This is a genomic window from Novosphingobium sp. NDB2Meth1, assembly GCF_900117425.1.
Taxonomy (GTDB): Bacteria; Pseudomonadota; Alphaproteobacteria; order Sphingomonadales; family Sphingomonadaceae; genus Novosphingobium.
Genome location: NZ_FPEH01000016.1, coordinates 212,989 through 233,725 on the forward strand (window position 1 = coordinate 212,989; position 20,737 = coordinate 233,725).

At 66.1% G+C, this 20,737-nt stretch carries 21 protein-coding genes; 6 read left to right on the forward strand and 15 right to left on the reverse strand.

The genetic code is table 11. The annotated features are described in order from the left end of the window. The first annotated feature begins 3 nt into the window (after window positions 1–3). Genes NDB2M1_RS13145 through NDB2M1_RS13155 form a run of 3 tightly spaced genes read left to right on the forward strand, consistent with a single transcriptional unit; the run spans window position 4 to window position 3,316 of the window. Complete coding sequence (locus NDB2M1_RS13145) at window positions 4–1,341, forward strand: DUF58 domain-containing protein (protein ID WP_072382942.1); 1,338 nt, start codon at window positions 4–6, stop codon at window positions 1,339–1,341. Further along, window positions 1,338–2,414: a stage II sporulation protein M gene (locus tag NDB2M1_RS13150; RefSeq protein ID WP_072382944.1), complete on the forward strand. Its 1,077-nt coding sequence runs from the start codon at window positions 1,338–1,340 to the stop codon at window positions 2,412–2,414. The genes NDB2M1_RS13145 and NDB2M1_RS13150 overlap by 4 nt, the downstream gene beginning before the upstream one ends. Then, window positions 2,414–3,316: an RDD family protein gene (locus NDB2M1_RS13155; RefSeq protein ID WP_072382946.1), complete on the forward strand. Its 903-nt coding sequence runs from the start codon at window positions 2,414–2,416 to the stop codon at window positions 3,314–3,316. Before NDB2M1_RS13150 ends, NDB2M1_RS13155 begins: the two co-directional genes overlap by 1 nt. Here NDB2M1_RS13155 and NDB2M1_RS13160 read toward each other — a convergent pair. Beyond that, window positions 3,313–4,248 (reverse strand): isoaspartyl peptidase/L-asparaginase family protein, encoded by a 936-nt coding sequence (locus NDB2M1_RS13160; protein WP_072382948.1) that lies wholly within the window; start codon window positions 4,246–4,248, stop codon window positions 3,313–3,315. The genes NDB2M1_RS13155 and NDB2M1_RS13160 overlap by 4 nt on opposite strands. Between NDB2M1_RS13160 and NDB2M1_RS13165 the strand changes: the two genes are divergently transcribed. Beyond that, the gene (locus tag NDB2M1_RS13165; RefSeq protein WP_371328202.1) at window positions 4,247–4,762 is read left to right on the forward strand and encodes a GNAT family N-acetyltransferase; all 516 of its coding nucleotides are present in this window, start codon (window positions 4,247–4,249) and stop codon (window positions 4,760–4,762) included. The genes NDB2M1_RS13160 and NDB2M1_RS13165 overlap by 2 nt on opposite strands. On the opposite strand, the gene NDB2M1_RS13170 is transcribed toward NDB2M1_RS13165, so the two are convergent. The 11 genes from NDB2M1_RS13170 to NDB2M1_RS13220 form a co-directional block, all read right to left on the reverse strand. Further along, window positions 4,763–5,644: an energy transducer TonB gene (locus NDB2M1_RS13170; RefSeq protein WP_143146755.1), complete on the reverse strand. Its 882-nt coding sequence runs from the start codon at window positions 5,642–5,644 to the stop codon at window positions 4,763–4,765. 93 nt (window positions 5,645–5,737) lie between these two features. Beyond that, window positions 5,738–6,670 (reverse strand): electron transfer flavoprotein subunit alpha/FixB family protein, encoded by a 933-nt coding sequence (locus NDB2M1_RS13175; protein WP_072382952.1) that lies wholly within the window; start codon window positions 6,668–6,670, stop codon window positions 5,738–5,740. After that, window positions 6,670–7,416 (reverse strand): electron transfer flavoprotein subunit beta/FixA family protein, encoded by a 747-nt coding sequence (locus tag NDB2M1_RS13180; protein WP_072382953.1) that lies wholly within the window; start codon window positions 7,414–7,416, stop codon window positions 6,670–6,672. Before NDB2M1_RS13180 ends, NDB2M1_RS13175 begins: the two co-directional genes overlap by 1 nt. A gap of 110 nt (window positions 7,417–7,526) precedes the next feature. Further along, on the reverse strand, window positions 7,527–9,548 hold the full coding sequence (locus tag NDB2M1_RS13185) for an acetyl-CoA carboxylase biotin carboxylase subunit (protein ID WP_072382954.1): 2,022 nt from the start codon (window positions 9,546–9,548) through the stop codon (window positions 7,527–7,529). Further along, on the reverse strand, window positions 9,548–9,853 hold the full coding sequence (locus tag NDB2M1_RS13190; protein ID WP_072382955.1) for a DUF1330 domain-containing protein: 306 nt from the start codon (window positions 9,851–9,853) through the stop codon (window positions 9,548–9,550). The genes NDB2M1_RS13185 and NDB2M1_RS13190 overlap by 1 nt, the downstream gene beginning before the upstream one ends. Further along, window positions 9,850–10,245, reverse strand: a complete 396-nt coding sequence (locus NDB2M1_RS13195) for a type II toxin-antitoxin system VapC family toxin (RefSeq protein WP_072382956.1) — start codon at window positions 10,243–10,245, stop codon at window positions 9,850–9,852. The genes NDB2M1_RS13190 and NDB2M1_RS13195 overlap by 4 nt, the downstream gene beginning before the upstream one ends. Continuing rightward, on the reverse strand, window positions 10,242–10,493 hold the full coding sequence (locus NDB2M1_RS13200) for a type II toxin-antitoxin system VapB family antitoxin (RefSeq protein ID WP_072382957.1): 252 nt from the start codon (window positions 10,491–10,493) through the stop codon (window positions 10,242–10,244). The genes NDB2M1_RS13195 and NDB2M1_RS13200 overlap by 4 nt, the downstream gene beginning before the upstream one ends. Window positions 10,494–10,559: 66 nt before the next feature. Continuing rightward, window positions 10,560–12,698 carry a methylmalonyl-CoA mutase gene (gene scpA / locus NDB2M1_RS13205; RefSeq protein WP_072382959.1) on the reverse strand — a complete coding sequence of 713 codons (2,139 nt, stop codon included), beginning with the start codon at window positions 12,696–12,698 and terminating at the stop codon, window positions 10,560–10,562. Window positions 12,699–12,787: 89 nt separating this feature from the next. After that, on the reverse strand, window positions 12,788–13,228 hold the full coding sequence (gene mce / locus NDB2M1_RS13210; protein WP_072382961.1) for a methylmalonyl-CoA epimerase: 441 nt from the start codon (window positions 13,226–13,228) through the stop codon (window positions 12,788–12,790). 2 nt (window positions 13,229–13,230) lie between these two features. Then, entirely contained in the window at window positions 13,231–14,409 is a 1,179-nt protein-coding gene (locus NDB2M1_RS13215) for an acetyl-CoA C-acyltransferase family protein (RefSeq protein ID WP_072383240.1), read from the reverse strand. Window positions 14,410–14,432: 23 nt separating this feature from the next. Next, window positions 14,433–15,959 (reverse strand): acyl-CoA carboxylase subunit beta, encoded by a 1,527-nt coding sequence (locus NDB2M1_RS13220; RefSeq protein WP_072382963.1) that lies wholly within the window; start codon window positions 15,957–15,959, stop codon window positions 14,433–14,435. A 242-nt stretch (window positions 15,960–16,201) separates the two neighbouring features. Here NDB2M1_RS13220 and NDB2M1_RS13225 point away from each other — a divergent pair, with 242 nt between their 5' ends. Continuing rightward, window positions 16,202–17,623 carry a helix-turn-helix domain-containing protein gene (locus NDB2M1_RS13225; RefSeq protein ID WP_072383243.1) on the forward strand — a complete coding sequence of 474 codons (1,422 nt, stop codon included), beginning with the start codon at window positions 16,202–16,204 and terminating at the stop codon, window positions 17,621–17,623. Window position 17,624: 1 nt separating this feature from the next. Here the strand turns inward: NDB2M1_RS13225 and NDB2M1_RS13230 are convergent, their stop codons facing one another. Together NDB2M1_RS13230 and NDB2M1_RS13235 are read right to left on the reverse strand one after the other, a co-directional pair. Next, entirely contained in the window at window positions 17,625–18,098 is a 474-nt protein-coding gene (locus NDB2M1_RS13230; RefSeq protein WP_072382965.1) for a hypothetical protein, read from the reverse strand. A gap of 10 nt (window positions 18,099–18,108) precedes the next feature. Next, window positions 18,109–19,020 carry a metal-dependent hydrolase gene (locus tag NDB2M1_RS13235; protein ID WP_083554847.1) on the reverse strand — a complete coding sequence of 304 codons (912 nt, stop codon included), beginning with the start codon at window positions 19,018–19,020 and terminating at the stop codon, window positions 18,109–18,111. Between the two features lie 93 nt (window positions 19,021–19,113). Between NDB2M1_RS13235 and NDB2M1_RS13240 the strand changes: the two genes are divergently transcribed. Then, entirely contained in the window at window positions 19,114–19,788 is a 675-nt protein-coding gene (locus NDB2M1_RS13240; protein ID WP_072382967.1) for a TetR/AcrR family transcriptional regulator, read from the forward strand. Between the two features lie 62 nt (window positions 19,789–19,850). Here NDB2M1_RS13240 and sucD read toward each other — a convergent pair whose 3' ends face one another. After that, window positions 19,851–20,735, reverse strand: a complete 885-nt coding sequence (gene sucD / locus NDB2M1_RS13245) for a succinate--CoA ligase subunit alpha (protein WP_072382969.1) — start codon at window positions 20,733–20,735, stop codon at window positions 19,851–19,853. Window positions 20,736–20,737: the final 2 nt, after the last annotated feature.

Sequence of the window (20,737 nt, forward strand, 5' to 3'; positions counted from 1 at the left end):
ACGATGCGACTGCGCTGGCCCCTCCCAGTGTTCTACCCGTCGACGCGCACCGCGGTGCTGCTGGCGCTCGCTGCGCCGCTGGCGCTGGTGGTAGCCGCTGCCGCACCGCAGGCATGGGTCGCGGCTCCGGCGCTGGGCGGGGCCTTGCTGGTGATGGTCCTGCTCGATGCGCTGCTGGCCCCGGCGCTTGCGGACTTGCGCGTCATCGTGCCGCAAGACGCCGAAGTGGGTGAACCACTAAGCCTCACCGTCCTCGCCGATTTCCGCATCGAAGCGCCGCGAGCAGCCCCGGTTGCAGCGCTCGCGCTTGATCCGCGCCTCGCAACAGGTGGAAGGCTTGTCGCCCCGCTCACACGGGACAGCGGCGCATGGAGCGCCAAGGTCAGTACCACCCCCAACCGGCGCGGTACGGGCCCCATTGGCGCCGTCTGGCTGCGCTGGAACGGGCCGCTGGGTCTCGCCACGCGGCAAGTCCGGCGCGACCTTGATGCCGAAGTCCGAGTGCGCCCCAACATCGCCCCGGTGCGCAGCCCGGCGCTGCAAATCTTCCTGCGCGACGCCCAGTTCGGTATGGTTGCACGCCGCATCCGGGGCGAGGGGACCGATTTCGAGGCGCTCGCCGAGTACGAGCCCGGGATGGACCGCCGCCGCATCGACTGGAAATCGTCCGCGCGCCACGCCCGGCTTTTCGCCAAGGAGTACGAGACCGAGCGCAACAACCAGATCGTCTTCGCGTTCGATTGCGGGCAAACGATGTGCGAACCTATTGCGGGCTTGCCGCGCATCGACCGCGCCGTCACCGCCGCGCTCACCACGGCTTGGGTGGCACTCGGTGCGCAGGACCGTGTCGCGCTCTACGGTTTTGCCCAGCGCCCGCAGGTGATGAGTCCCTTCGTCACTGCCCCGCGCGAATTCGCCCGCTTGCAGGAAGCCGCTGCCGCGCTCGATTACAGTGCCGAGCAGCCCAACTTCACGCTCGCGCTCTCGACACTGGCGGCGCGGCTGCGGCGGCGCTCGCTGATCGTGGTGTTTTCCGAATTCACCGATCCCACCAGCGCCGAACTCATGATCGAATCGATGCGCCGCCTCGTCGAGCGGCACCGCGTGATCTTCGTCGTGATGGACGATGCGGAACTTGCCGATTTCGTGCATGCGCCGATCCGCAGCGCGCAGGATGCGGCGATGGCGGTCACCGCCACCACGCTCCAGCAGCAACGCACGCTCGTGCTCCAGCGCCTGCGCCGCGCCGGCATTCTCGTGGTCGAGGCACCGCACCAGCACATCGGCAATCGCCTGCTCGATGCTTATCTCGCCGTGAAGCGCGCGGGGAGCCTCGGATGAGCGAGGCCGCCCCCTCCCTGCTCGGCCGTCTCGGCGGCTGGTTCAGCCCCGCTGCCAGCGCCGAAATCGCCGCCGCCGAAGATGCCGCGCTGCGCTCGGACCGCTTCCGGCTGGAACGCGAGGGCGAGTGGAAGCGGCTCGAGGCCATCGTCACCCGGATCGAGAAAGGCCGCCTGCGCGGCATTTCGGACGAGGACCTGCTCGCCCTTCCCGCGCTCTATCGCACTGCCGTCTCCAGCCTCGCCGTCGCACGCGAGACCTCGCTCGATGCCGAAACGCTGGAGTGGCTCGAAGGCCTCACCCGCCGCGCCTGGTTTATCGTCTACGGCCCGCGCGCCGGGCTGGGCGACTGGCTCATGCGTTTCTTCGGCGGCGGCTGGGGCGAGAGCGTGCGCGCGCTGAAACAGGACATCCTGATCGCGTTCGCGCTGATGGTGGCGGGGACGATTGCGGGCTGGCTGCTCGTCGCCAGCGATCCCGACTGGTACTACGCTCTGATGCCCGGCGGCATGGGTGATGCCCGCGTTCCCGGTGCGAGCCGCGCGGTGCTGATGGGCACGCTGTTCGGCCAGCAGGACCAGCACGGTCTTGCGGTCTTCGCCGCCTATCTCTTCTCGAACAACGCGCAAGTCTCGATCCTGGCCTTCGCACTGGGTTTTGCCTTCGGCCTGCCTTCCGCGATGCTGCTGATCCAGAACACCGCGATCCTCGGCGCGCTGCTCTGGCTCTATCACGGGCAGGGCCTCACGCTCGAACTCGTCGGCTGGCTATCGATCCACGGCACAACCGAACTGTTCGCGATCATGCTGGCGGGAGCGGCTGGCCTCCATATCGGTCGCGCGATGGCCTTTCCGGGCGACGCCGCGGTGCTCGATGCGGCCGCGGCAGCCGGACGGCGCAGCGCGCAGGTCATGGTCGGCGTCGTGCTCATGCTGATCGTGGCAGGCCTCCTCGAAGGCTTCGGCAGGCAGCTGGTCGACAATACCGCCGGACGCCTGATCGTCGGCGGCTTCATGTTGGTATTCTGGACCGGCTACTTCTTTGTCTGGCGCGGGCGGGGGCAATCGTCCTGATGGCGCGCCGGGAGCCCCGCAGCCGCAACCGCATGGTGATCACGCCCGAAGGCGTGGCGCTGCCCCTGGTCCTCGCCACGCGCGGCGCGCGGGCGGCGGCGCTGCTGATCGATCTGGCGCTGATCGGCGCGGCGATGATCGCCACCACCTTCACCCTGATCTGGATCGCGGGCGGCATCGGGCTCAAACTGCAGGAGATCGAGGCCAATGGCCCCAAGGCACGGGCGCTGCAGGCGCTGGTGATCGTGTGGATCATCGCGATGTTCCTGTTCCGCAACGCATGGTTCCTGTTTTTCGAACTCGGCCCGCGCGGCGCGACACCCGGCAAGCGCGTGACCGGCATCCGCATTGCGGCGCGCGGCACCGAGCGGCTCACCACCGAAGCCGTGATTGCCCGCAACATCATCCGCGATATCGAGTTGTTCATGCCGATCGTGTTCATCGGCGGGGCAGTCGCTGCGGGGAGCGACACCGACTTTGCCGGCTGGGCAGGCGCGGTCTGGTGCGCCATTTTCATGTTGTTTCCGTTCTTCAACCGTGATGCCCTGCGCTGCGGCGACGTGATCGCGGGCACCTGGGTGGTCGAGGCGCAGCGCCGCAAGCTCGGGCAGGCGCTCTCGGTCAGCGCGCCGGTCGCCGCCAGCGATCAAGCCTTCACCTTTGCGCCGCAGGAGCTGGCGGTCTACGGCGAGTACGAGCTGCAGACGCTGGAGCGCGTGCTCCGCGATGGCCGGGGCACCGCGCTCGATGATGTCGCCGATGCGATCAGCCGCAAGATCGGGCGCCCCTATCCGACGGGCGCCGAACGGGTCTTCCTCGAATCCTACTATCTCCAGCTCCGCGCCCAGTTGGAGCAGGGCCTGCGCCTCGGCAAGCGCAAGGCCGACAAGTACGCGGCCTAGCCTTCGCCGAATATCCCGACTTCGCGCAGTCCACCGCTGTCCGCACGCCCCCGGAACATGCCCGGCGTGGTGAAAGCAAAACCCGTTTCACCGGCAGGTGTTGCGTAGATCACGCCGCCAACCCCGCCCATTTCGCCGACTTCGGCGAGCACGGCTTCGGTCGCACTTTGCGGACCCTCTCCGCCGAGCCGCATGCGCGCACAGATTTCGTGCGACACCGCGGCGCGGATGAACTGCTCGCCCGAGCCGGTGCAGCTCACCGCCGCCGCGCGGTCATCGGCATAAGTCCCCGCGCCGATCAGCGGCGAATCCCCGATGCGGCCCCAGCGCTTGCCGGTGAGGCCGCCGGTCGAGGTCGCCGCGGCGACATGCCCGTCCGCGTCCACCGCCACCGCGCCGACAGTGCCGTACTTCAGCCCTGCATCGAACCAGCCGAGCTTCTTCGCCTTCAGTTCCTGCAACTGCTGCCAGCGCGCCTCGGTGGCGAACCAGTCGGGATCGACCTGATCAACCCCCTGCTCGCGCGCAAACTCTTCCGCGCCCGCACCGCTCAGGAACACGTGCGGGCTCTTTTCCATCACCGCCCGCGCGAGCCTCACCGGATTGCGGGTGTGGGTCACCCCGCAGACCGCGCCGGCCCCGCGCGTCGTCCCATCCATCACTGCCGCATCGAGCTCGTTGGTGCCGTGATAGGTGAACACCGCCCCGCGCCCGGCGTTGAAGTGCGGATCGTCCTCCAGTTCAGCCACCGCCGCGCAGACCGCATCGAGCGCCGTACCGCCCGCCATCAGCACCGCCCGCCCCGCATCGAGCGCCACGCCCAGCGCCGCTTCATGCGCGGCGACGCCAGCGGCATCCATCGTTTCGGGCGTCATCGATCCGGCCCCGCCATGAATGGCAATGGCCCAGCGGCTTTTGCTTGTCTCCGTCATGGCGGACGCGATAGCAGATAGTCCCGGCAAGACCAGCGGGGGGCATATGATCGAAGGCCTGGCAATCACCGAAGACGACCTCTCGGGCGCAGACGTGCAGGCGCTCGTAGCCTACCACCTTGGCGGCATGCATGCCGAAAGCCCCGCCTGCAAAGTCCACGCCCTCCCGCTCGACAAGCTGCGCCAGCCCGGCGTCACCTTCTACACCGCCCGCATCCACGGCGCGCTCGCTGCGATGGGCGCAATCAAGCACCTCGACGAAACCCACGGCGAACTCAAATCCATGCGCGCCGCTCCGGAATGGCGCGGGAAGGGCGTGGGCGAAGCGATGCTGCAGCATCTGCTCGGCGTGGCACGTGGGCGCGGCTATGCCCGCGTGAGCCTCGAAACCGGCCGCACCGAAGCCTTCGCACCTGCCGTCGCGCTCTACCGCAAGTACGGCTTCGAGAACTGCGAGGCCTTCGCCGACTACGTGGTCGACGATTTCAGCCAGTGCCTGTCGTTGGCGCTGTGACTAGCGCAGCGAAAGCCAACGCATCGAATTGGTGTAGTAGCTTGCGATCGGCTTGCCTTCACTGTCCAGCGCAGGTGAGAACCGCGCACCCTTGATCAATATGTCGCAAGTCGTCTTCGCGATCTCGGCCGAGAGGGTCGCATTCTGGATGAAACACTGGGTGGGTTTGCCTTGAGGGTCCACCATCAGCCGGAAACGGATCACCGCACTCTGTCCGTTGACGACCGCACGCGGCATCGCCTTCATCTTGCGAACCCAGTCGGTGGGGGTGTTGAGAGGTGCCGCACGCTTCTTGAGCGCCGCCTGTTGCTCTGGATCGAATCCCCAGTCCCGGACCAGATCCTTCAGGCACTTCCGCATTGCCGCCATCGGCTGCGCCAGTGATTGCGTATGGAGCGTAAGGGTGCGGGTGCTGGTCCTGACCTGCAGCTCCGTAATGGCGGCTTCCTGCTCGGGTGTTGTCTGGAAGGCAGGCCTGGTCTCGAAGTCTGGACTCTTCATGTAAGGGCGGTTCAGCAGATCACGCGCGCCCATCATCAGGATCTGATCGCGATTTGCCCCGATCACTCCAATCAGCGCGTCGCTGAACTTGCCCGCGCCAAGGTCTGGCCCGAAGCTCGCTGCCACCGGGATCTTGACGATGCTGGAACTCGCGAAGCTCTTGCCGACGAGCGACAGGTCAACCCGGTCGGCAGGCTGGAACTGGTCGAGGATCAGGACGACCTTCTCGTCACCTTCGCCAAAGGTCCGCGCGAGCCGGCACGAATCCTTGGCGTAATTGAGGACCCATCCGTCCGCAGGCTCGAGGACAGCTTCCTCCGCATGGCCCGCAGTCGGCAGCAAGGCGACTGCCATCAGCAACAAAGCCCGAAGAAGCGTCATGGGTGGATCGTAACAGTAGCCACCTATTCGCCAAAACAGAAAAGGCCCCACCGTGGTGGAGCCTTTCCCGTATTGCAGTCCTGAACCGACAGCTCAGAGCTTGCCGATCAGTTCCGGCACCACGCTGAACAGGTCGCCGACGAGGCCGATGTCCGCGACCTGGAAGATCGGGGCGTCCTCGTCCTTGTTGATGGCGATGATGGTCTTGCTGTCCTTCATGCCCGCAAGGTGCTGGATCGCGCCGGAGATGCCGACCGCGATGTAGACTTCCGGCGCCACGATCTTGCCGGTCTGGCCGACCTGGTAGTCGTTGGGCACATAGCCCGCATCCACCGCCGCGCGGCTTGCACCGACGCCGGCGCCGAGCTTGTCGGCCAGCGGGATGATCACGCTCTGGAAGGTCTCTGCGTCCTTGAGCGCGCGGCCGCCCGAAACGATGATCTTGGCCGAGGTCAGCTCCGGACGTTCGCTCTTGGCGATTTCCGAACCGAGGAAGCTCGATGTACCGGCATCGCCTGCAGCCGCCACGGCTTCCACCGCCGCCGAACCGCCGGTCGCGTCAGCCTTCGCAAAGGCCGTGCCGCGCACGGTCACAACCAGCTTGGCATCGGTCGATTCGACCGTGGCAATCGCGTTGCCGGCATAGATCGGGCGGGTGAAGGTCTTGGGGCCTTCGACCGAGAGGATGTCCGAGACCTGCATCACGTCGAGCAGCGCGGCGACGCGCGGCGCGATGTTCTTGCCGGTCGTCGTGGCAGGCGCGACGAACACGTCGTAATCGGCCATCAGGCCGGCGACGAGCGGCGCGACGTTCTCGGCGAGCGCATTGGCATAAGCCGCGTCATCGGCCGTGAGCACCTTGCTCACGCCGGCGATCTGCGCAGCAGCCGCGGCAGCACCGTCACAGCCCGAGCCCGCAACCAGCGCGGTCACGTCGCCGATTTGCGCGGCGGCGGTCACAACGGCGAGGGTGGCGTCCTTGACGGAGGCGTTGTCGTGTTCGACCCAAACGAGTGTCTTGGACATCAGGCGACTCCCATTTCCTTGAGCTTGGCAACCAGCGCATCGACGTCAGGCACCTTGATGCCCGCGCTACGCACCGGCGGTTCGGTGACCTTGAGCGTCTTGAGGCGCGGCGCGATATCAACGCCGTAGTCAGCCGGCGTCTTGCTCGCGAGCGGCTTCGACTTCGCCTTCATGATGTTCGGCAGCGAGGCATAGCGCGGCTCGTTGAGGCGCAGGTCGGTGGTGACGATCGCGGGCAGTGCCAGCTTCACCGTCTCGAGACCGCCGTCGATTTCGCGCTTCACGACAATGCTGTCGCCTTCCACGGCCACCTCGTTGGCGAAGGTGCCCTGCGGACGGCCGAGCAGCGCGGCAACCATCTGGCCAACCTGGTTGGCGTCGTCGTCGATCGCCTGCTTGCCGGTGATGATGAGGCCCGGCTGCTCTTCGTCGGCAATCGCCTTGACGATCTTGGCGACGGCGAGCGGCTCGACCTCGTCTTCGCTGACAACGAGGATCGCGCGGTCCGCACCCATGGCGAGGGCGGTGCGCAGCGTTTCCTGCGCCTTGGCCGGCCCGACCGAAACCGCCACGATCTCGGTGACCACGCCCTTTTCCTTGAGGCGAATGGCTTCCTCGACCGCGATCTCGTCGAACGGGTTCATGCTCATTTTCACGTTGGCAAGGTCAACCCCCGTGCCATCCGCCTTCACGCGCGGCTTCACGTTGTAGTCGATCACCCGCTTCACGCAGACCAGGGCTTTCATCGTGTCAGGCCTTTCTCAAATCGATGGCGCGCGCATAATTGGCGCTTACGTAAACGTCAACCTCGCCCGGTGCCCATGCACGAATGTGAGCACGGGCATCAGCGGCGCTTCTACTCCATTTCAAGGATGATGGCATCCACCGCAAGGCTCTCCCCTTGCGCCGCGTTCACCGCCTTCACCTTGCCCGATTTCTCGGCGCGCAGGATGTTCTCCATCTTCATCGCTTCGACCACCGCAAGCGGCTGTCCGGCCTCGACGGTATCGCCCACGCCCACATGCAGCGCCACGAGCAGCCCGGGCATCGGGCAGACGAGGTACTTCGACATGTCGGGCGCGACCTTGGCGATCATGTGCTTGGTCAGCGGGGCGATTCGAGCCGGCAGCACGCGCACGTCGTGGCTCGCCCCGCGCGTCGTCAGCGTGAAGCCGGTGGCGCGCGCCTTGACCTTGACTGTCAGCGGCTTGCCGCCGACTTCGGCCATGACCACGCGGTCGCCCGGCGTGTACTCGAGCTCCAGATCGATCTCGTCGCCATCGACGGTGATCGCTTCCTCGTCGACCGTCACGGCATAGTCCGTCTCGCCGATCCGCACCGCCCATTCGGACGGCGGATCGAGCGTCTCGCCGAGCTGTCCGTCCACCTGCCGCGCGCGGTCCGACCGCGCCGTGGCGAGGAAGCCCGCCAGCGCCGCCAGCGAACGCTTGGTCTCGTCAGAGGTCGCCGCACCGTGGAACCCGTCCGGATACTCCTCGGCGATGAACCCGGTGGTGAGCTCGCCCGAGCGGAAGCGCGGGTGCTGCATGATCGCCGAAACGAAATCGATGTTGTGGCCCAGCCCCTCGATCTCGAACGCGTCGAGCGCCTCGATCTGCCGGTCCGCCGCCTCGTGGCGGGTCTCGCCCCATGTCACCAGCTTGGCGATCATCGGGTCGTAGAACATCGAGACTTCGCCGCCTTCATAGACGCCGTCGTCGACGCGCACGCCGCCCACGCCGCGCCGCCCGTTGGCTTCGCCGTCGTCGGTCCAGCCTTCCACCGGCGGATCATAGCGCACAAGCCGCCCGGTCGAGGGCAGGAACCCGCGATAGGGATCTTCGGCATAGACGCGGTTCTCGATCGCCCAGCCATCGATGCCGATATCGTCCTGCGTGAAGGCCAGCTTCTCGCCCGCCGCAACGCGGATCATCTGCTCGACCAGATCGATGCCGGTGATCGCTTCGGTAACCGGGTGTTCCACCTGCAGGCGGGTGTTCATTTCGAGGAAGTAGAAGCTTTCGCCGCTCGGGTCCGCGCCCGAAACGATCAGTTCCACCGTGCCCGCCGAATAGTAGCCCACCGCGCGCGAAAGGGCGACGCACTGCTCGCCCATCGCCTTGCGCATCTTCGGCGTCACAAAGGGCGAGGGCGCTTCCTCCACGACCTTCTGGTGCCGCCGCTGGATCGAGCATTCGCGCTCGTTGAGGTAAAGGATGTTGCCGTGCTGATCGCCGAGGATCTGGATCTCGATGTGGCGCGGGTTCAAGATGAACTTCTCGATGAACACGCGGTCGTCGCCGAACGAGTTCAGCCCCTCGCGCTTCACCGCCTCGAAGCCCTCGCGCACGTCCTTTTCGGAATAGGCGAGACGCATGCCCTTGCCGCCACCGCCGGCCGAGGCCTTCATCATCACCGGATAGCCGATCTCGTCCGAGATACGCACCGCGTGCTCGGTATCCTCGATCTCGCCCACGAAGCCGGGGACGACATTCACGCCCGCCGCCTTCGCCAGCTTCTTCGATTCGATCTTGTCGCCCATTGCCGCGATGGCGCCGACGGGCGGCCCGATGAACGCGATGCCTTCCGCTGCCAGTGCCTCAGCAAACGAGGTGCGCTCCGAAAGGAAGCCATAGCCCGGATGCACCGCCTCGGCCCCGGTCTGCTTGCAAGCCGCGATGATCTTGTCCGCGATCAGGTAGGACTGCGCAGCAGGCGAAGGCCCGATATGCACCGCCTCGTCCGCCATCTTCACAAACGGCGCGCGCGCATCGGCATCCGAATAGACCGCCACGGTCTGGATACCCATCCGCCGCGCGGTCTTGATGACTCGGCATGCAATCTCGCCCCGGTTGGCGATGAGGATTTTCTTGAACATCAGAGGTCTACACCTTCAACAACGAAGAGGCGCGAAGTGCTGGTCCGGTGGCGGATCGCCGCCACCGGGGCATATTCGGGGGAATTCACAAAGGCTTCAGCCTGCGCCTTGCTCGGAAACTCGACAATCACGACCCGGCCCGTCGGAGCTTCACCCTCGACACCCGTGATCGCGCCGCCGCGTGTAATGTAGCGGCCGCCGAGCTGCGCGATGACCGCAGGCACCGCCGCGCGATAGGCCGCGAAGCCTTCCGGATCGTGGACGTCGACTTCGGCGACGACATAGCCTTTGGGCGTGTCAGTCATGCCACCACTCTCGCCAGCCCAGCATGCGCAAAATCATCGCCCTTGTAGAGCAGCGGCTCGCCGCGCTCCACCGCGAGGGCATAAGCGAAGCAATCGCCGTAGTTGAGCTGGGCGGGATGGCCGCTGCCTTTGCCGAAATCGCGGTAGGCTTGGCGGGCCAAGCGGGCCTGTGTGGCTGTAACCGGGGCAATATCGATTTCCAGTTCAGCGAGCAGGTTGTCCAACCCTGCGCTGATGGCGGGATCACGCTGCTTGTCGATTACAATCGATGCCTCGAGATAGTTGCCGGCCGAGATCGATCCCCCGCCGGCAGCGATGATCGCCGAGAGGAACGGGGCCGCCTCCGGCTCTTTCCAGAGCATTGCGACCATGGCGGAACTATCAACGATCACTTTGGCAGTCCGTATTCGTCATAGAGAAAGTCGTCGATGTCGAGCGCCCGCATTTCCGGCGACAGGCGGGCTGCCGTCTCGGTGCAGATCGCCATCGCCCGCGCGAACCGGTCCTCGGCCGTCAGTTCCCGTTCCCGCGCGCGCAGGGCATCCAGCACAACTTGCGTTACGCTCTTCCCCTCCATGGCAGCGAGCTTGCTTGCCAGCTCGGCCGCTTCGGCATTCTTGATGTTCATCTGCGCGCCCATAATTCTACCTTTCTACCATATGCATGGTAGAATAGCAGAAAGCGGCGAGGCAGACAAACATCCCCCTCACTCCGCAGCCGCCAGTTCTTCGCCCGCGGGCGGCATATTGTGCCCAAGCAGGCGCAGCATGTCCGCCGCCGCTTCGACCACATTGGTGCCCGGACCATAGATGCCCTGCACCCCGGCCTCGCGCAGGAAGTCGTAGTCCTGCGGCGGGATCACCCCGCCCGCGACGACCTTGATGTCGCTGCGGCCCGCCTCGCGCAGGTGGCGGATCAGTTCGGGGATCAGCGTCTTGTGGCCCGCCGCAAGGCTCGATGCGCCGACCGCATCGACATCGGCTTCCAGCGCCAGCTTCGCCGCTTCCTCGGGCGTCTGGAACAGCGGGCTGCTCGTCACGTCGAAGCCCATGTCGCCGAAAGCGGAGGCGATCACGTTCGCGCCGCGGTCATGCCCGTCCTGGCCCATCTTGGCGACCAGCATACGCGGCGCGCGGCCCAGACGGCGCGTCACGGCTTCCACGCCGTCGAGCACTTGGCTGTAGCGCGCGTCGCCCGCGTAATAGGCGCTGTAGACGCCGCGCACCGGGGTCGGGTGCGTGCCGTGGCGGCCGAACACGATTTCCATCGCATCCGAAATCTCGCCCAGCGTCGCGCGGTGCCGCGCGGCTTCCACCGCCAGCTCCAGCAGATTGCCGCCGGTCTTCGCGCCTTCGGTGAGAGCGTTCAAGGCCGCACGGCACTTCGTCTCGTCGCGGTTCTCGCGCACCCACTTCAGCCGCGCGATCTGGCCTTCGCGCACCGCCATGTTGTCGACTTCCAGCGTATCGAGCTGGTCCTCGCTCGCGAGGCGGTACTTGTTGACGCCGACGATCACATCATCGCCCTTGTCCACCCGCGCCTGACGGCCGGCAGCGGCTTCCTCGATCATCGCCTTGGGCCAACCGGCCGCCACGGCCTTGGCCATGCCGCCTTCGGCTTCGACGCGCTCGATGATCTCCCACGCCTTGTCGACCAGTTCCTGCGTCAGCGCCTCGACATAGTATGAGCCGCCGAGCGGATCGACGACCTTGGTCATCCCCGTCTCTTCCTGGATCACGATCTGCGTGTTGCGGGCGATGCGCGCGGAAAAGTCGGTCGGCAGCGCGATGGCTTCGTCGAGCGCATTGGTATGGAGCGACTGGGTGCCGCCCAGCATCGCGGCCATCGCCTCGATCGTGGTGCGGATCACGTTGTTGTAGGGGTCCTGCTCCTGCAGGCTCACGCCCGAAGTCTGGCAATGCGTGCGCAGCATCTTGGAGCGTTCGTCCTTCGCGCCCAGCTGCGTCATCACCCGGTGCCACAGCACGCGCGCGGCGCGCAGCTTGGCCACTTCCATGAAGAAGTTCATGCCGATGGCGAAGAAGAACGAGAGGCGGCCCGCAAAGGCATCGATATCGAGGCCCGAGGCCACGCCGTACTTCACGTATTCCATGCCGTCGGCGATGGTGAAGGCAAGCTCCTGTACCTGCGTCGCGCCGGCTTCCTGCATGTGATAGCCGGAAATCGAGATCGAGTTGAACTTCGGCATCTCGCGGCTGGTGTAGCCGAAGATGTCGGAGATGATCCGCATGCTCGGCTCGGGCGGGTAGATATAGGTGTTGCGGACCATGAACTCCTTGAGGATGTCGTTCTGGATGGTCCCGTCGAGCTGCGCGCGAGCGACGCCCTGCTCCTCGCCCGCCACGATGAAGAACGCGAGGATGGGGATCACCGCGCCGTTCATGGTCATCGAAACCGACATCTGATCGAGCGGAATCCCGTCGAACAGGATCTTCATGTCCTCGACCGAATCGATGGCCACGCCCGCCTTGCCGACATCGCCGACCACGCGCGGGTGGTCAGAGTCATAGCCGCGGTGCGTCGCCAGATCGAAGGCGACCGACAGGCCCTTCTGCCCCGCCGCCAGATTGCGGCGATAGAATGCGTTCGATTCCTCGGCAGTTGAGAAGCCCGCATATTGCCGGATCGTCCAGGGCCGCCCCGCATACATCGAGGCGCGCACCCCGCGCGTGAACGGCGCAAAGCCCGGCAGGCCGGGATCGGCGGTCACGTCTTCCGCCGTGTAGAGCGGCTTCACGGCAATGCCTTCGGGCGTCTGCCAGGTGAGGTCCTTGCCCTTCACTTCCTTCGAGGCGGCCTTCTGCCAGTCTTCGATATTCGCCATGATCTTGTCCCTAGGCCCGTTCGGTTCGAGCGAAGTCGAGAACCCTGCGCGCCCGTGTCTCGACTTCGCTCGACACGAACGGTGTGTGGTTAATGCGCCTCTTTCGGCGTCTCCATGATCTCGGTCAGCACACCGCCCATGTCGCGCGGGTGGACGAAGAAAATCAGCGTGCCGTGCGCGCCAATGCGCGGCTCGCCCAGCACGCGCTTGCCCAGTGCCTCGAACGCCGCCTTGGCCGCGTGGATATCGGGCACTTCGTAGCACATATGATGCTGCCCGCCCGCCGGGTTCTTCTCGAGGAAGCCCGCAATGCTGGTGTTGCCCGGCAGCGGCTCGATCAGCTCGATCTGCGTGCCGTTGAGCGCACCATCCGCGCCCGGCGTATCGACGAAGCACACCTTCACGCCCTGCTCGGGCAGGTCGAACGGCTCGTGGATCTTCGTCGCGCCCATCACGTCGCGCCAGAACACGATGCTGTCCGCAATCGAAGGCGTCGCGACGCCGATGTGGTTGAGCCGTCCGAGCTTCATCTTCAAACCCTCTCGATCACCATGGCGATGCCCTGCCCGCCACCGATGCACATCGTGATGAGGCCGTACTGGCCCCCGGTGCGCTGCAGCTCGTAAGCCGCCTTGATCGTCAGGATCGCGCCCGTCGCGCCGATGGGGTGGCCGAGCGAGATGCCCGAACCGTTGGGATTGGTCTTGGCGGGATCGAAGCCCAGCTCCTTGGCCACGCCGCAAGCCTGCGCCGCGAACGCTTCGTTGCTCTCGATCACATCGATCTGATCCAGCGTCAGGCCCGCGCGCTTCAGCGCCACCGGCACCGCCTTCACCGGGCCAAGGCCCATGACGTTCGGCTCCACGCCCGCATGGCCCCAAGCGAGGATCTTCGCGATCGGCTTCAGCCCATGTTCGGCCACCGCTTCACCGCTCGCCAGCACGACCGCACCCGCGCCGTCGTTGATGCCGCTCGCGTTGCCCGCGGTCACGGTGCCGTCCTTCTTGAACACCGGGCGCAGCGCAGCCATCGCCTCGACACTCGCGTCAGCGCGGAAATGCTCGTCGGTGTCGAACACGGTCACGCCCTTGCGGGTCTTGATCTCGACCGGAACGATCTGCTCCTTGAAGTAGCCCGCCGCCGTCGCCGCCGCTGCGCGCTTGTGGCTCTCGACCGCCAGCGCATCCTGCGTCTCGCGCGTGATCTGGTGGCGTTCGGCCACGTTCTCCGCCGTCACGCCCATGTGGATGTTCTCGAAGGGATCGTGGAGCGCGCCGAGCATGGCGTCCATCATCACCTGATCGCCCATCTTCTGCCCATTGCGCGCGGTGAGCACCATATGCGGCGCGTTCGACATGACTTCCGCACCGCCGCCAATCGCGATCTGCTGCTCGCCCAGCGCAATCCCCTGCGCCGCCGAGACAATCGCCTGCAGGCCCGAACCGCAGAGCCGGTTCACGTTCATCGCCGGGCTTTCGATGGGAATGCCCGCGTTCACCGCCGCGACGCGGCTGACATAGGCGTCCTTCGGCTGCGTCGGCACGACGGTGCCGATCACCACGTTTTCGATGGCGTCCGGCGTCAGGCCCGCGCGGGCAATCGCCTCCTTGATCACGATGGTGCCCAGATCCGCCGGACGGAACGAGGCAAGGCTGCCACCAAACGTGCCAATGGCCGTCCGCGCGCCGGAAACGATGAAGATGTCAGTCATGGGTGTGTCCTTCAGGCCGCCGCTCACAGCGGAATATTGTCATGCTTCTTCCAGGGGTTCTCGAGGCTCTTGTTCCGCAGTTTGCGCAGCCCCAGCGCGATGCGCTTGCGGGTGGAATGCGGATAGATCACCTCGTCGATGAAGCCCTTGCTCGCCGCCACGAACGGGTTGGCGAAGCGGTCCTCGTATTCCCTGGTCTTCTGCGCCTGCTCCTCGGTCGAAAGCCCGCGGAAGATGATCTCCACCGCGCCCTTCGCGCCCATCACCGCGATTTCAGCGGTCGGCCAGGCGTAGTTGAGATCGCCGCGCAAGTGCTTGGAGGCCATCACGTCATAGGCCCCGCCATAAGCCTTGCGCGTGATCACGGTGATCTTGGGCACGGTCGCCTCGGCATAGGCGAACAGCAGCTTGGCGCCGTGCTTGATGATCCCGCCCAGTTCCTGCGCGGTGCCCGGCAGGAAGCCCGGCACGTCGACAAACGTGATGATCGGAATCTCGAACGCGTCGCAGAAGCGCACGAACCGCGCGGCCTTCTTGGAGGAATTGATATCGAGCACGCCCGCCAGCACCATCGGCTGGTTCGCCACCACGCCCACCGTCTTGCCCTCGATCCGCCCGAAGCCGCAGATGATGTTCGCGGCGTGCTTGGGCTGGATTTCGAAGAACTCGCCCTCGTCGAGTGTCTTGGTGATCACCTCGTGCATGTCATAAGGCTGGTTGGCCGAGGCCGGGATCAGCGTGTCCAAGCTGTACTCGAGCCGGTCCCACGCATCCGCCGTCGGCCGCTCGGGCACGCCGGAGCGGTTGGTCAGCGGCAGATAGTCGAAGAACTCGCGCGCCATCAGCAGCGCCTCGATATCGTTCTCGCAGGCGAGGTCCGCCACCGAAGTCTTGGTCGAATGCGTCACCGCGCCGCCCAGTTCTTCCTGCGTGACGATCTCGTTGGTCACCGTCTTGACCACGTCCGGCCCGGTGACGAACATGTAGGAGCTGTCCTTCACCATGAAGATGAAGTCGGTCATCGCCGGCGAATAGACCGCGCCGCCCGCGCAGGGTCCCATGATGAGGCTGAGCTGCGGGACCACGCCCGAGGCGAGCACGTTGCGCTGGAAGATCTCGGCATAGCCGCCAAGGCTGGCAACGCCTTCCTGAATGCGCGCGCCGCCGCTGTCGTTAAGCCCGATCACCGGCGCGCCGACCTTCAGCGCGGTGTCCATGATCTTGCAGATCTTCATCGCATGCCGCTCGGAAACCGCACCGCCGAACACAGTGAAGTCCTGGCTGAACACGTAGACCAGCCGGCCATTGATGGTGCCCGAACCCGTCACCACGCCGTCGCCCGGCACGGTCTGCTCGGGCATCCCGAAATCGACGCAGTTGTGTTCGACGTAGGCGTCGATCTCTTCGAAGCTGCCCTCGTCGAGCAGGATATCCAGCCGCTCGCGCGCGGTCAGCTTGCCCTTGGCGTGCTGGGCATCGATGCGGCGCTGGCCGCCGCCCATGCGGGCCGCCTCGCGGCGCTTTTCCATTTCGGCAATATTGGCAGACATGCGGGCGCATTCCTCGACTGCAAGCGTTCAAGGCGCTGGCGGATGCCGCATTGCAGCGCGCCTGTCCAATGCAATTCAGCAAAGTTGCAAAGTCAGACTTTGCAAACTACACATCCTCATTCCTGTCCCCTCCCCACCCCGCTCATGCTGAGCTTGTCGAAGCATCACAGCGCGACCGTCGCGCCAGCACCCTTCGACAAGCTCAGGGTGAGCGGGCTTGGGGCATCTCAGAGATGGTAAAGATGTCCAACCGCCGGATCTTTGCAGGGCAAGCCTTGCGCACCCTGCGCCAGCGCCGTGGCTTGCGTCAGGCCGAGATGGCCACAGCACTCGGCATCAGCGCGCCCTATCTCTCGCAGCTCGAAACCGACGAGCGCCATCTCACCCCGGCGCTGGCCGATGCCTTGCGCGCCGCCTTTCCCATCGACTGGGCCGATCTCGCGCCGCCCGAAGCCGACACCCTCGCGGAATCGCTGCGCGAGGCGCTCGCCGATCCGCAGCTGCCCGGCGGCATTCCCGCCGATCAGGTCGAACGCCTCGCCCGCCAGTTCCCCCAGTTCGCGGAAAGCTTCATCACGCTCCACGGCCTCTTCGCCAAGGGCCGCCAGCGGCTCGAGATGCTCGACGAAGCCATCGGCGCGGACCTTGGCGGCTCCGAAATCGCGGGTGGCCGCCTCCCGTGGGAGGAAGTGCGCGACTGGTTCCACCTCGCCAACAACTATGTCGACCGCATCGATCGCGACGCCGAAACCCTGGCGCACTGGATTGCCGGAGACGATGCGTCCCCTCGCATCCGCACGATGCAGCAATGGCTGCGCCGCGAGGGTGTGACCATCGAATGGGCCAGCGGCGGCGCCTTGCGCCGGTTCGATGCCAAGCGCCGCCACCTCCAACTCGATTCCGCCCAGCCCAACGAATCGAGCCGCTTCCAGCTCGCCTACCAGGTCGCCGCCATGGCGCTGTCCGGCCAGATCGCCGAAATCGTCGCCTCCGCCCCGCTGCAGACCGAAGCCGCGCGCCACCTTCTCACCGTCGGCCTCGGCAACTACGCCGCGGGCGCACTCCTCATGCCCTATGAACGCTTCCGCAGCGCCGCGCGCACGCTGCGCCACGATATCGACCGCCTGCGCCAGCTCTTCCACGTCAGCTTCGAGCAGTGCTGCCACCGCCTCTCCACGCTCCAGCGCCCGCAGGCGCGCGGCATTCCGGTGTTCTTCGCGCGGGTCGACATGGCAGGCAACATCACCAAGCGCCACTCCGCCACGCGGCTCCAGTTCGGGCGCTTCGGCGGCGCCTGCCCCTTGTGGATCGTCCATGAGGCGGTCGCCATCCCGGACCGCATCCACGTCCAGCTCGCCGAAATGCCCGATGGCATCCGCTACGTCTCGATCGCCAAGGGCCTCGTGAAACCCAGCGGCAGCTACTACCGCCAGCCCCGCCGCTACGCCGTCGTCCTCGGCTGCGAAGCTGCGCTGGCCGACGAGTTCGTCTATGCCGACGGCCTCAACCTGACGAACGAGGACGCCGTCACCCGCATCGGCATCTCCTGCCGCATCTGCCCGCGCGACAGCTGCGACCAGCGCGCCTTCCCGCCGAGCGACAAGGCCATCGCCGTCGATCCCAGCCAGCGCGATCTGGTCCCCTACCGGATCGTGGAGGGGTAGCTCAGACCTGTTTGCGGACGCGGACCACGATCTCGATCACAGCCCAGACCAGCGCGATGATGCCCACGTAAAACAGGAAGAAAGGGATCAGGTTCGTCACCGGTGCCGCAAATCTGAGGCCCCGACTGTCCTTGAACAGCGCGTCGAACAGCGAGGCGATGGGAAAGCACCACGCCGTCAGCACCAGCATCCGCGCGATGCGGCGCGCGGTCGCCACGGGCAGCGCCATCGCCGGTTGCAGCGCCGCCACCAGCCACAGCATCAGCCCGTTGAGCACGCCTTCCATGTGGCTCATCCGCCAAGCCTTGTCGCTGCCGGGCAGTTGCACGGCGATCTTTCCGGGAATGGGCCAGAGCTCGATGCTGCCGATGAGGTAGAACACGAAGCCGAAGCCCGCGACGAACCCCAGTAGCATAACATAGCCGCCCTGGACGATCAGCATGCGCTGAACGCTGCGCAGTTCTCCATGGTCCATCCCCACCCCCTCAGAACGGCACCGGCATCGCGGCGCTTTGTGTATCGATCAGCGGCATCGGCGCGCCGCGCGTCTCCTGCCGCGCGTGCCCGGCGATCCACTCGCGCACCCACGGATGATCTTTCATGTCACGCGGATCATGCCCCGGCACCAATGCGCGCAGCACAGCCGGCCCGGCCCCCAGCAGGAACCGCGCAGCCCACCACCAGACCTTGAGCCGCGACACCGGGCGCCGCCACCGTCCGTCTGCCAACAGCAGCGCGCGGTAGCACCGCCGGCTCCAGCGGATCACATCGAGCGAGCCGTGCAACACGCCCACCGCGCGCCGCCAATAGCCCGGCGAGACCGCTTCGTAGACGTCGTGCGCCACCAGCTTGTGCTCGGTCTCCTCGACCATATGCCACAGAATGAACGAGGTGACGCGCGGGTCCGCGCCGCGGAACAGCTCGACCCGGTTGCCCACCAGCCAGTCGGTCAGCCCCAAGGTCATCGCCTCGAACCCCGCCGCATAGGCCAGCCGCACCGCCAGCGGGCGCTCCAGCAGCCGCGCATAGGCAGCCGCCATCTCGGCCTCGACCGCGGCCAGACTTTCGTAGCCCTGCCCCAGCAGCACATCGTTGAACCGGCGGTGCGTGCGGTAATGCTGTGTTTCCTGCATGCAGAAGTCGCGCGCTTCGCGCCGCACCGCCGGGTCCGCGATCAGCTTCGCCGCCTCCCCCAGCGTCGCGACAAGGAACGGCTCCAGATGCGGCATCACAAACGACGCGCCATTGACCATCTGCGCGAATTCGGGCGCATGCTGGATCCAGTGCGCCGGCGTATCCTCGGCAAAAGCAAAGCCGCCCTGCCGAACGGTAATCGGGGTGATCGGCCCTGCGCCATGGCGCCCGCTGCTGCTACCTTCACTTTCGATGCCGCCCATTACCCGTTCCCCGCACTGGATCGACTCAATAACGTTGTTATATGAGGTTTATACCACTGGAATTTCACGCTGCAAGCGGGCACTTACTAAAGTATGCCGAATCAGAGGACCCTCACCGCCGAACCCCCGCGTGAAGACCTCGCCGCGCGTCTGCTTGAGGAAGCGGAAGCGCTGGTGCGACGCGACGGGCCGGACGGCGTCGCCTTGCGCGAACTGGCGCGGGCCTGCGGTTCCTCCACGATGGCGATCTACACGCTCTATGGCGGCAAACCCGGCCTGATGCAGGCGCTCTACGCCATCGGCTTCGCGCGGCTTCACGCTTATGCGCTCGAAGTCGAGGAACGCGAAGCACCGCTGCGCTGGATGGTCCGCCAGATGCTCGCCTACCGCCGCTTCGCGCTCGACCACACCGGCATGTACCGGTTGATGTTCGGCGGCGAAAAGCGCTTCTCCCCGACCGGTCGCCACAGCCAGTTCGTCTCGCTCTCCGTGCCGGTCGAAGACGCCTATCCGGCCTTTGCTGCGCTGGTCGATGCCGTCGGCACGTGCCTTGCCCACCACAGCAACACGGCGCCCGCCCCCGCCGAGGTACAGGACCTCGCCTTCCTCGTCTGGGGCCAGATGCACGGCCTCGTCGGGCTTGAGATCGCGGGTTACGCCGATCCCGACGACGCACTGCCGCGCTACCAGTCCGCCGTCCGCTTCATCTGCGCCAGCATGGGCGCGGATGCCGCCGCTATAGACGCCGAAATCGCCGCAGCCGGCTGAGCCCAACGACAAAGGCCGGAGGTTTCCCCCCGGCCCCGTTCTTCGTCGTCTGCGCGAGAGCCTCAGCCCTTGAGCACTTCCGCCAGCGTCTCGCCCAGCAGGCTCGGGCTGGGGGAAACGCGGATGCCCGCCGCTTCCATCGCCGCGATCTTGCTTTCCGCATCGCCCTTGCCGCCCGAAACGATTGCGCCGGCGTGGCCCATGCGGCGGCCCGGAGGCGCCGAACGGCCCGCGATGAAGCCGGCCATCGGCTTCTTGCGCCCGCGCTTGGCTTCGTCGATCAGAAACTGCGCCGCGTTCTCTTCCGCGTCGCCGCCGATCTCGCCGATCATGATGATCGACTTGGTGTCCTCGTCGGCCAGGAACAGCTCGAGCACGTCGATGAAGTTGGTGCCGTTGACCGGGTCACCGCCGATGCCGACCGCGGTCGTCTGGCCAAGGCCGATGTTCGAGGTCTGGAACACCGCCTCATAGGTCAGCGTGCCCGAACGCGAGACGACGCCCACCGAACCCTTTTTGAAGATCGAGCCCGGCATGATGCCGATCTTGCATTCGTCCGGCGTCAGCACGCCGGGGCAGTTCGGCCCGATCAGGCGCGACTTCGAACCCTGCAGCGCCCGCTTCACGCGCACCATGTCGAGCACCGGAATGCCCTCGGTGATGCACACGATAAGCTCCATCTGCGCGTCGATCGCCTCGAGGATCGCATCCGCCGCGCCCGGAGGCGGCACGTAGATGCAGCTCGCGGTGGCGCCGGTCGCGGCCTTGGCTTCGGCGACGGTGTCATACTGCGGCAGGCCGATGTGGCTGGTGCCACCCTTTCCGGGGGTCACGCCCGCGACCATCTGCGTGCCGTAGTCGAGCGCAGCCTGTGTGTGGAACGCGCCGGTCTTGCCGGTCATGCCCTGGGTGATGACCTTGGTGTGCTTGTTGACAAGAATGCTCATGG